Here is an 11,734-nt window from a genome sequence, read left to right as displayed (position 1 = left end):
TCATAAGGGAAAGTATAATATTTTCAGAAAAGTGTATTTTTTTTGTTAATTTCAGTGTGACGGATTGGCTCATAAGTCCTATTTTGCTAGAATGAATAAGGATTTGAACCTATTGGTTTACATCTTAGGCAAAAGTTCCTATGTCTTTGTTCACTGGTAACCGTTTACATTAGTGGTATAATCATAAAAAATTTCTATTAAAAGGGATTTATCTATGAAACTAACAAAATGGATTGTTTCTAGCTTGCGAACCAAACTACTAATCATGTTTGTCCTTTTAACGGTTATTCCACTGATTTTAGTAGGAGTCATTTCTTATGTTAAGTCAATACATATTATTTCAGAGAATGCTAATTCCTTTGCCAAGGTGCAAGCCAACGAAGTAAGCCAGGAAATAGACGTAATCTTCCAAGACGTCAAACGATTCACTGAAATTGGTAAACAGGAAAGCACGATTCAGTTTTTAATTAATCAGGATAACACCCAAGAAGAAGCAAAAACCATCTTAAATATGTTTTCTTTCTATAGGGAAATTTATCAATCTAGTAAATATATTCGATCGATCAGTATTTTCAACCTTGAAGGTAAGGTCATTAGTGAAAGATATGGAGTACATCAATTAGAAAAAATCCCTAGTAAAAATCCAGACTATAAGATGTTACTCAATCAAAAGGAAGAAACACTCATTCAGCCAACCGTCCATAATGGTCTGCCTGTCATTTCGATCACAAGTTCCGTTATTTCAGAAGTCACCGACGATGTCATTGGATTTATTAATATCATTGTGGATGCATCAGCCATAAAAGATATCCTTAAAAAGGATTCATTAGGTGATACGGGTTCCTTCCATATTGAAACAGGGTTTGGTGAATCTGTTTTTTTCTCATCTAAAGGTGATGCGGGACGGTTTTTTATTTCAGACTGGAATTCCATAAGAAAAAAAGATTCAGGAGTCGTAACAAATGCATCTGAGACGGTAGTAACCGTTTTTGACACGGTAGAAACAACTGGCTGGAAAGTCATTGGCCAGGCTCACACTGACGAGATCATGAGAGATGCAAATGAAATTAGAAGATTAATTATTCTTACGGTGGCATGCAGTATTATTTTTACCATTACCCTTTATTTTTTCATTTCCAATAAACTCATCAGACCTATACGTCTTTTAAAACAGAAAATGAGTTTGGCCTCTCTCGGAAATTTAGATGTAAAGGTAGTAAATGAAAGTGCTGATGAAATTGCGGATCTTGGAAATAGTTTTAATAGCATGATTGCCAAAATTAAATCATTGCTTCAGAAAAGTGTAGAAGAACAAAAGCAGCTGACAAAAGCGGAATTTCGTGCGTTGCAGAGCCAGATTAACCCCCATTTTCTCTACAACACCTTAGACAATATCATTTGGATGGCTGAAGCGAAAAAAAGTACTGAGGTCATTGAGATGACAAACGCTCTCTCATACTTTTTCAGGATTACGCTAAGTGGAGGTAAAGATTGGATTACGATTCGCGAGGAAATGGAGCATATTCGAAACTATCTCATTATCCAAAAAATTAGGTATCGTGATATTTTAGATGTTTCTTTTCATATAAATGAAGAAATTCTTCACTATAAGGTCTTAAAATTAACGCTACAGCCTCTTGTTGAAAATGCTATTTATCATGGAATTAAAAACAAACGCGGCAAAGGATTAATTATTATAAAAGGAGATTTTGACTGGAACGGGAATATCTGTATTCAGATTATTGATAATGGTATTGGTATTAAAGAAGATCGTTTGGCAGAGATCAGGCAGCAGTTGTCTCTAGGAGTTCCTCCTAAAAGAGAGAGCGGCGGCTTTGGCATGTACAATGTTCAACAACGTATTGAGCTTTATTACGGAAGACCGTTCGGATTAACCATCAATAGTCACTATCAAGAAGGTGCCATTATTTGTTTAACCATTCCAGCGGAGGTAGATTGTGATGAAAAAAATCTTTCTATTGGATGATGAAGTACAGGTCCGTGAAGGGATAAAGAATAGTATCAATTGGAAAAACGAAGGGTTTGTCTACTGCGGCGATGCCTCCGATGGAGAAATCGCCCTCCCCTTAGTCGAAAAATATCAGCCTGATATTGTCATCACAGATATCAAAATGCCTTTTATGGACGGATTAGAATTTAGTAGAATCCTTCGTGAAAAAATGCCAGCCGTTAAAATTATTATCTTAAGTGGTCATGATGAATTTGAATATGCTCGTGAAGCGTTGAGAGTTCAAATTACAGAATATTGCTTAAAGCCCATTAGTGCTATTGAATTACTGAAAATCTTACATAAAGTATCACATCAAATTGACGAGGAGTTGTTGGCACAAAACCAACTAACTGAACTCCAACACCTTGCCTCACAAAGCAAATCCATCACCCAAGAAACTTTCTTACACGATTTATGCCAAGGTATTTACTCACCTTCCGAAGCGATTAATAAAGCCACCCATCTAGGAATCGACCTGGTTTCAAGTTATTATTATATTCTTATCATTGAAGCAAAAGAGGCCATTGACATTGACTCTATGAATTGGATAACAGACCAATATTCCTGTCTCCATTTTAAACTGAACCCAAAGGAAATGGTTTTCATTATGAAAGGTGATTCCAAAAGCAGGCTCGAACATGAAGCTAGAGTATTAAGGGAAAAGTGCCTCACCATTCGGGAACAAAATATTGAAAGCCCCTTAATTTTTGGATTTGGAAAAGTACAATCTCGTATGCAAGGAATTGCTGTTTCGTTTTTGGATGCAGAAGAAGAAAAGAACTATCATAAAATAATCCATAAGCACAAACAGGTTGACAATGACAAGAAAGTTTCAGCCAATCATGAGGTATTCCTCTCGAATCGTAATGAATTACTGGAATTTCTAAAAAACGGGGATGTTGATTCAATCACTGATTTTTCAAAAAGATATACACTATTTTTACAAGAAGCAAATAATAGCGCACCTTTTTTTATCTATTATTCTTTACTTGATTTTACGATTAGCATTAAGCAATATATTAAAGAAATGGGGATGGAAAACGCCGAACTTTTACAAGGAATTAATAACATAGAGATGAGAGCCGGCTGGATTAGGGAATATTCAGAGGTCGATCGCTACATAACTGAGATGCTGCTAACGGTTTTCAAATCAGCAGCTCAGTCAAAATTCCCCTATAATCCTGTCATTCAAATAGCGATGGAATATATTCAAAGTCAGTTTCATGACACACAGTTATCCCTACAGAGTATCGCAAACAGGGTTAATGTCAGCCCTTCTTACTTCAGCCATATGTTTAGTCAGGAAACCGGGCAGACATTAGTGGAATATATCACCAATATACGAATGGAACATGCTAAAAGGCTGCTCAAATCAACGAACGAAAAAACCTATGAAATCGCCCAAAAAGTTGGATATAACGATTCACATTATTTTTGTAATTTATTTAAAAAGTTAACGGGGATGACAACGAGACAATTTAAGTTACGTGGGTAAAAGCTGCTCTAAAATATGAGCAGCTTTTTATTTTATGAAAAAAATATTTTTTATGACCATGTCCTTTTTTGTATTTTTTCAATATATAAAGGGTGAGAAAAACTTTTTAGGAGATGGTGAAATGTCTGGCTGGGTAAAATTGACGAAACAATTTACGAATGATGAATTATGGTTTAACGTAACGGCTTTCCGGCTATATGTTTGGATCTTGATGAAGGCAGCTTACGCTGATGGAATCGTTTTGAACGGGATAAAGATAAAAAAAGGACAATATATAAGGGCTTATTCCCAGTTAAGTCAAGATTTGATGTACATAGAAGGAAGATCCAAGAAGGCGCTTGCGAAAAGTACGGTAAAACGGGCTGTTGACAAACTTGTAAAAAAAGGACTGCTGCTGGCTGAAGAAACCCCGTTGGGAACACTATTTACAGTGGTAAATACCGATGATTTTAAGTGTTTAGATGGACCAGCTGATTTTTTTTGCCCTCCGTTTCGCGAAACGGAAGTGGAACGGCCGCAGAACGATAATAAAACGGAACTGGAACAAAATAATAGAAAGAAAGAATATAAGAATTTAAAAAATAAAAATAATAAACATCATCACATTCAAGAAAATTACAATCACCCTTCACCAGGAGCCACTGATGATGACATTGTGAAGCGAGAAAGACTCTCTAGAAAATTTATCGATTTACGAAATCAAGGAAACTTATTAAGCCAAAAAGATAAATTGGCAGTGGAGAGAATCTGCAGCCTTCCGGTAAAAACGGAGCAGTTAGAATCTTTGTTAGTGGAAATTTTTGATGAATACCTTCTGAAGAATCCAAACGGAAATATTAGCAGTGTCTCGTATTGTGAGAAAGTAATTGGGACAAAACTAGAAACTGAGAAGAATCCCAACCAGCAAAATAAATCTAAGAAAGAATCAATGTCTGATCGGATTGAACGATTGATTCTTGAAGGGAAAATTTCGTTAGAGGAGGAAGCATAATGACCAAGAAAGAAGTAATGGAACTTTTAGTATTAATTGAATCCATCTATTCCAACTGTATCTTTAAGGACGAAACGATACAGCAATGGTTTGAATTTTGCTCCGAAATGGATTATGAAAAAGTGAAAGCGAAGGTCAAAAAACATATTAGAAGAAGTCCCTTCCCGCCAACTATTGCGGATATAGCTGTATTTTCTTTTGATGACAATGATTTCCCAATAATATTACAAGAATGGATTAAGAAAGGATGTGAAAGAATTGAATCACACTCTAAATCTAACAAACGAGGACCACTACCTGCCTGGCTCGCCGAATATTCACCACGAAAATCTGTTTCAAGCTGAAGGTATTCTTTTAGGAGCTGTGTTTCTTGCACCTGAGCTTATACATGAAATCACCTTAGAGGCATGCCATTTTTCACAAAAGCGAAATCAACTCCTGTTTCAAGCGTTCCGGGAGCTGCAAAAAGAGAATAAGCCGATTGATGTTGTACTGGTAGCGGAAAAACTGGGGACCGCCATTGAAGATATAGGTTATAGTTATATGATAGATATTGCAGGGTGCTGCCCATCCCCTGCCAATTATGAACACTATCAAACTATTATTTTAAATGATTATAAACTTCGAATGTTTCAGAAGGCTGCCTTCCGCATCTTAAACGAGAAAACAATCGATGCAGCTGAGGATTTTTATAAACTTTATACTGACATGCAGGATGTAGGTAAGGTAAATGGCAAATCAAAACGTGATATCTTAACCGAGGTTTATTTAGAGATGGTCGAAGATAAAGGTAATATATCTGGAATAGACACTGGGTTTTCCCTCGTTAATGGTATGTTAAATGGGCTTCAAAATGGGGATCTCATCATTGTTGCTGCAAGGCCATCCGTTGGGAAAACCGCCCTTGCTCATAATCTAGCAAAAAATTGCTGTAAAAATGGCGGAGTGGTAGATTTCTTTTCATTAGAAATGCCTGCTATACAACTGCTTAAACGAATGCTGAGTGATATTTCCTATGTAGACGGCTCCAAATGGAAAGATCCTTATCATTATTTCAGCAGTGATGACCATAATCGAGGTGTTCATGAGCTTGGAACGATAGATCAATGGAATATTCACATACACGACCAACCGCGTCAAACGATTGCGGACATTCGTGCTTCCATTCAAAAGACAAAGCGGGAGCATCCAAATAGTAATCACTTGATAGTGATTGATTATTTACAGTTAATCACCCAAACAAAGAGTTTTGAGCGTCAGGATTTAGCGGTTGGAAATATAACACGTGAGCTAAAGCTGATTGCCAGGCAATACGAAGTACCGATTATCCTATTGTCTCAGTTATCAAGAGGTGTCGAGCAGCGAGCTGACAAACGTCCAGTGATGTCAGATTTGCGAGATTCCGGAAGTATCGAACAGGATGCAGATGTAATCATGCTGCTAAGCCGGGAAGATGTGGAACCAGTAAGGTCGGATTCAGCTGAAATAATTAACTTGAATATCGCAAAGCATCGAAATGGACCGGTGGGTGTTATTAAACTTTTATTTGAGAAAAACTATAGCCGTTATCGGGATTTTCCGGTATAGATATTCAACTCGGATCCTCATCGTATTCCATAGAAAAACAGGTTAAAAATCCAAATGCGATTTCTAACCTGTTTTATGTAAGTTTTCAGCCTTTAACCGATCCTAGCGCAATCCCTTTTACAAGGTACTTTTGGAAGAATGGATAAGCAATAAGTATTGGAAGGAAACCGATTACTGCAATTGCCATCCGCACACCTGTGGTAGGAATCTGGGAAGCAGCAGAGCTTGTGTTAGTACCTAAATTACTGCTAGCCAAAAATTGAATATCCGTCAGTATTCTATTTAACATGTTTTGGATACTGAATAAGGATGGTTCTGTAATATAAATCAGTCCATTAAACCAATCGTTCCAATAAAAGATTGTTTGAAGTAACCCAATTGTAGCCAAAATGGGCAATGAAAGCGGCAGAACGATGGAGAAAAAGGTTCTAAATTCACCTGCACCGTCCATCCGTGCTGATTCAATGACAGGCTCAGGTATGGAAGTAATAAAAAAGGTTCTCATTAATAATACGTTAAATCCGTTCATTAACAAACCAGGTACGATTAGTGCCCAGATTGTATTTTTTATGTCAAATACTTGAGTATATACAAGATAGGTCGGAACAAGTCCACCATTAAACAAGAGTGTAAAGAAAACAAAAAATGCAAAAAAGTTTCGGTATGGTAAATCACGACGAGAAAGTGCGTAAGCCAAAAGTGCAGTCATCGCCAAGCTGACAAAGGTTCCCAAAACCGTAACGAAAATGGTGATACCGTAGGCCCGTAAAATACTTGCTGAATTAGTTAACAGGTACTCATATGCCGCAAAGCTAAACTCCTTTGGAAAAAAAGAGTATCCCTCTTTCAAGATTGAGGCTTCACTTGAAAAGGATGAAGATAAAAGAAGGACCAAGGGAATAATACTACCTGCAGCAAGTATAATTAAAAAGATATGTGACACCCAAGCGGTAATTCGATCTGATCTATACATTTTGCTCCCCCTATGGCTTAAAATAATGCATTATCTTTACTTTTTCTTCGAACAAGATAGTTTGATACTAAAACAAGGATAAATCCTACAACGGATTGATAGAGCCCGGCAGCTGCCGACATCCCAATGTCCCCAAGCTGCATTAACCCACGGTAAACATAAGTATCAATAACATTTGTCGTGTCATAAATCGCACCTGAATTCATTGGTACTTGATAGAACAACCCAAAATCTGAGTAGAAAATGCGCCCGATTGCCAATAATGTCATCATGATAATCACTGGCATGATGGATGGAATCGTAATATGAAGGATTTGCTGCCATTTATTCGCTCCATCCAACGTAGCAGCTTCATAGAATTCTTGGTCGATTCCGATAATGGCAGCCAGGTAAATAACGCACAAGAAACCGACACCTTTCCACATATTGATGAATGTTAAAATATAGGGCCAATATTTTGCTTCTGAGTACCAAGAAACTCCATCAAGTCCTAGCAAAGGAAGGATAGTATTGTTGAGATAACCGGTATCCTCGCTAAAGAAGGCATAGCCCAAATAGCTGACAATAACCATTGAAATCAAAAATGGCATAAGGATAACACTTTGATAAAAACTTTTTGCCAGCTTATTTTTAATTTCATTTAACATTATGGCTACCGCGATGGCCAATACAGTATTTAAAATAATAAATCCTCCATTATAAAGAATGGTATTACGAGTAATCACAAATGCATCTCTTGTGCTAAACAAGTATTCGAAGTTTTTAAAGCCAATCCAATCACTTCCCAAGATTCCTTTTGCGAAATTAATATCTTTAAAAGCAATGATAAAGCCAAACATCGGTAAGTAATTGTTGATAAGCAAGTATAGTAAACCAGGCAGCATCATGATGAATAGCGGCAGAGCCCTTTTCAATTTCATTAGTCTAGTGTTAACTTTTCTAACAGGTATTGTTTGAACATCTGCTTGCAATTTCTTTACCGTAACCTCTGACATCCCTATTCCTCCTTGTACATTTGTCATTTAAAAGCATTATAAAAAAAGAGATTAAAAATCAAACTTGGATTTTTAATCTCCATATAAAAGTTTAAGAAAGTATTAGCGGATAGTTTACGATGTTATTTTTGCGTTTTGGCCCAATCATCCAATTGTTTTTGTTTTTCTGCAACAATCTTGTCCATACCGGCAGCCTTTAATTCTTTAATAAATTTCGGTAATTCCGTTTCGGGATCTAACACTCCGTTTTCCAAACCGATTGTATACTTATTAACGACATTGGTAACTGCAGTGACTTCTGTTTTCACCGGTGAACTGTCAAAATTAAAACCTAATGCCTTAGATTTAATGGCACTTTTGTTAAAACCATCCATTTGATTCCAAAGTTCTGGGTCATTCCCTTCAAATATATAGGAAAGGAAGGAATTTCCCATAGCAAAGTTCATATTTAAATTGTAACCATTGTTTGTTGCATCCACGCCTTCAGGATACTTAACCAAGGTTTCCGATACTTTTTCATAATGTTTTCCTTCAATACCCCAACTTAGTAAATTAACTAACTCTTTGTCTTGATACATTAAATTTAGAAATTTCATCGCGTCTTTTGGGATTTTGGAACTTTGAGGAATCCCCCACATCATCGTTGTTACACCAAATGTTGTCGATACTGGTTCTCCAAGTGAGGCTGAAACCATAGGCATTTGAGTATTTTTAGATTCTTGTGAGTCTATCCCTGGCTTAAGAGGACTTAAATAACTAAAACCTACATTAGACTTTACTAAGTTTCCGCCCGTTTCCGTATTTGTACCTGGATTTTTCATAAGAAGTCCTTCGTTCTGCCATTTTCTCATTTTCTTTACAAATTCTGCATATTCGTCCGTTTCATACAAGTTTACAACTTTCAAATTATTATCATATTTAGGCAGTACACCTAAACCATCACCTAGACGATCGAACCAGTTATAAATCATGGTTGGCTGCTGTCCAGGATTTGAAGGAACAAGTGGAGTCAAATCTTTTTCGTTATCCTTTATCGTTTTCAATACTTTCTCTAAATCATCTAAAGTTTTTACCTTACTAACATCAATATTATACTTTTCTACTAAATCTTTGCGCATCAAAATCCCACTGGCTGAAGCCATATCTCGTAGGGTTGGAACCGCATATAATTTCCCGCCGACCTTCGATGCATTCAAATAATCCTCATCCATTACCTTTTTGATATCAGGACCATATTTATCTACCAAATCATCCAGAGGAAGTAATTGTCCTTTTGCCGCTTGGGAAGTGTAGCCAAAAAAGGAAGCAACGAGCATTAAATCTACTTTTTCATTGCTCGATAACATCAAATTCGTTTGTTGAACATAGGCACCAATATTAATGGGTGACAATTTAATTTTCACATTAATCTTTTCTTTGGTAATCTTGTTAATTTCATCTTCTACTATTTTTAAATCTTTCGGAACGGAAGCTGAAAATAGTACAACATTAACCTCTGATGTACCTTCATTAGATCCAGTGCTTTCATTCGTTGAGCTTTCCTGTTTCGGACTACACGCTGTAATTAACAGTAAAAAACTTACAAGAATAAAACTAATTAATTTCCTCATGTATTTACCCCCTATTTTTAATCACCATAACCCGCCTTTTTGATAGATTACTTACTTTGTTTTTAACATCCATCTATATGAAAGCGGTTTATTACTGATTATTATAGAGAGGAATTAACTAGAAAACGTCCAGTATTTTAATATAAATGATATCAATTTTTATTATTATTCAGAAAATAACAAATATTTATTCAAATAGTTTAAATCAGCTTCTTCATGATATTGATACCCTTCAACCCCTTTTTTCTTTTGACGTATGCTGATAGCGTTATTCGATTGTTTTTTTCGATATTGATAGGGTGTGGCGTGAAAGGTTTCTTTAAATAGTTTATGGAAGGTATTTAGATTGGAAAAACCAGATTCCATGGCGATTTGAATAATAGGCCAATCTGATTCCAGCATCGTTCGGACAGCATGTTCTAAGCGAATACCATTTAAATATTTAACAAAGGATTGTCCCATATGCTGTTGAAAGTATTTGGATAAGTAAGGGACCGTTAGTTGTTCATTTTCTGCAATTTCATTTAATGTAATAGGATGCATAAAATTCTGTTGAATATAGCTAGTGATCCTAGTAAGTCGTTGTATATCTTTCTTACTGTTTCTGTAAAAATCCACATTATTTTTTACTCTAAATTTGCAAATGAGGTTGTAAACGATATCTAATAAAAGAGAATGTATTTTAACTTCATACCCATCCTTTTTGTTTCTTGAGATTATCATTAATTGGGCAATTAACGATCGGATATTATTAAATCTGTCTTGTTCCACAGATTGAAAAGATTGGCAGTGGAACGTTTCATTTTCAATGTTTTTGTAAATTTTTTTGATATATGAGACAGGGATTTGAAGAACGATTAGTTTATTGTCCTCACTCGATTCTACACCGTGAACTTCATTACTATTAATAAGCAATAAGTCATCTTCCTGTAAAAAATATTCATCTCTGCCGACATATACATGAATCCGCCCTTTCAGAACAAATAAAAATTCAATCCGGTCATGCCAGTGCATCGCAACATATTTAACACTCGTCATCAACATAAACATCGGTATTTCCTCATTCACTACTACAGACTCATATGGATATTTCATATAGCCTCCTTACGATTAAATAATTAGGTAATAATAGATGCCTAAAAATTAAAAAAACCGCTAAAGTTTTACTGTAACTTTGCGGCTTAACTTGATGACAAGATAATCTACTCATTAACGTGCTTGAACATATTTCTCCATGACTTTTAAATCGTCCGCAATACTTGTAAATTTATTCCCCGGCTGTCCTTCATTCTCTACAATTGCATAACGAACATATCCCAGTTGATGAAGCTTTTGATAGGTCTCTTGAAAATTAACGATACCGGTTCCTAGATTAACAAAATCATTTGGTTTTACCATCTCTGTGTAAATTTTCATCGTATCTAGATTTCCTTGAGATATTGCAGACAAAATATTTACTGGATTCACGTGCTGCCCTAAATCTTTTTGGTGGATCATATCACAGCGACTGCCAAGTTTTTCGAGTAATGCCAACGGATCATATCCACCTCTCATCACCCATACTAGATCTAACTCAAATTTTACGAGAGCTGGATCCGTATTTTCTGCGAGTAGTTCAAATAATGATGTTTCTCCTATTCTTCTAAACTCATGCGCATGGTTATGATAGTAAAAGCTTAGTCCTGCTTTATTGCATTTTTCCCCGATTAAATTTAGATGTTCTGCTGTTTGTAGTGTGTCTTCTCGTCCTGAAATAAATGCCATTGGGAAAACAATCGACTGACAACCAAGTTCAGCATTTTCTTCAACAATACGATCCCAATCAGCATCCATTATTGCGCTTCCTGGAGCAACACCTTCATGCGCTGAAAAAGCATTTAGCCCTAAGTCCTCCAACTTCTGTTTAATGACGGGAAGGGAAAAAGCATCTGAATATCGCTCTCCCGTAGAAAAATTTACTGTTAGCAATTCAAGATTCTTATACCCCATTTCTGCTACATGCTCCAAGGTACCAAAGTAATCTTCGTTTAGTTCCTTAAATACTGAAAATAAATTTAATCCAATTTCCATTG

General features: G+C 36.0%; 10 protein-coding genes. 5 read left to right on the top strand and 5 right to left on the bottom strand.

Translation table 11 applies throughout. The features are described 5' to 3' along the window. Positions 1-214 precede the first annotated feature (214 nt). From QNH29_RS11255 to QNH29_RS11235, 5 genes are read left to right on the top strand one after another with little or no spacing between them, the layout of a single operon-like run. Positions 215-1,987, top strand: a complete 1,773-nt coding sequence (locus tag QNH29_RS11255) for a cache domain-containing sensor histidine kinase (protein WP_283864856.1) — start codon at positions 215-217, stop codon at positions 1,985-1,987. Then, positions 1,962-3,506 carry a response regulator transcription factor gene (locus QNH29_RS11250; protein WP_283864855.1) on the top strand — a complete coding sequence of 515 codons (1,545 nt, stop codon included), beginning with the start codon at positions 1,962-1,964 and terminating at the stop codon, positions 3,504-3,506. The genes QNH29_RS11255 and QNH29_RS11250 overlap by 26 nt, the downstream gene beginning before the upstream one ends. Before the next feature lie 34 nt (positions 3,507-3,540). Then, positions 3,541-4,497, top strand: a complete 957-nt coding sequence (locus QNH29_RS11245; RefSeq protein WP_283864854.1) for a hypothetical protein — start codon at positions 3,541-3,543, stop codon at positions 4,495-4,497. After that, a complete protein-coding gene (locus QNH29_RS11240; RefSeq protein WP_283864853.1) occupies positions 4,497-4,841 on the top strand; it encodes a replicative helicase loader/inhibitor in 345 nt (114 codons plus the stop codon). Before QNH29_RS11245 ends, QNH29_RS11240 begins: the two co-directional genes overlap by 1 nt. Continuing rightward, complete coding sequence (locus tag QNH29_RS11235) at positions 4,756-6,084, top strand: replicative DNA helicase (protein ID WP_283864852.1); 1,329 nt, start codon at positions 4,756-4,758, stop codon at positions 6,082-6,084. The genes QNH29_RS11240 and QNH29_RS11235 overlap by 86 nt, the downstream gene beginning before the upstream one ends. Positions 6,085-6,169: 85 nt before the next feature. On the opposite strand, the gene QNH29_RS11230 is transcribed toward QNH29_RS11235, so the two are convergent. From QNH29_RS11230 to QNH29_RS11210, 5 genes are all read right to left on the bottom strand, one after another. Then, on the bottom strand, positions 6,170-7,057 hold the full coding sequence (locus tag QNH29_RS11230; protein WP_283864851.1) for a carbohydrate ABC transporter permease: 888 nt from the start codon (positions 7,055-7,057) through the stop codon (positions 6,170-6,172). 17 nt (positions 7,058-7,074) lie between these two features. Continuing rightward, entirely contained in the window at positions 7,075-7,977 is a 903-nt protein-coding gene (locus QNH29_RS11225; RefSeq protein ID WP_283865603.1) for an ABC transporter permease, read from the bottom strand. A 197-nt stretch (positions 7,978-8,174) separates the two neighbouring features. Beyond that, on the bottom strand, positions 8,175-9,662 hold the full coding sequence (locus QNH29_RS11220; protein ID WP_283864850.1) for an ABC transporter substrate-binding protein: 1,488 nt from the start codon (positions 9,660-9,662) through the stop codon (positions 8,175-8,177). A 165-nt stretch (positions 9,663-9,827) separates the two neighbouring features. After that, positions 9,828-10,757 (bottom strand): AraC family transcriptional regulator, encoded by a 930-nt coding sequence (locus QNH29_RS11215; protein ID WP_283864849.1) that lies wholly within the window; start codon positions 10,755-10,757, stop codon positions 9,828-9,830. A gap of 114 nt (positions 10,758-10,871) precedes the next feature. Further along, positions 10,872-11,732: a sugar phosphate isomerase/epimerase family protein gene (locus tag QNH29_RS11210; protein WP_283865602.1), complete on the bottom strand. Its 861-nt coding sequence runs from the start codon at positions 11,730-11,732 to the stop codon at positions 10,872-10,874. Between the last annotated feature and the right edge of the window lie 2 nt (positions 11,733-11,734).

The organism is Neobacillus sp. DY30 (assembly GCF_030123065.1).
Taxonomy (GTDB): Bacteria; Bacillota; Bacilli; order Bacillales; family Cytobacillaceae; genus Neobacillus.
Note: the sequence above shows the minus strand (reverse complement) of the source record. Positions and strands in the feature narration are given on the sequence as shown.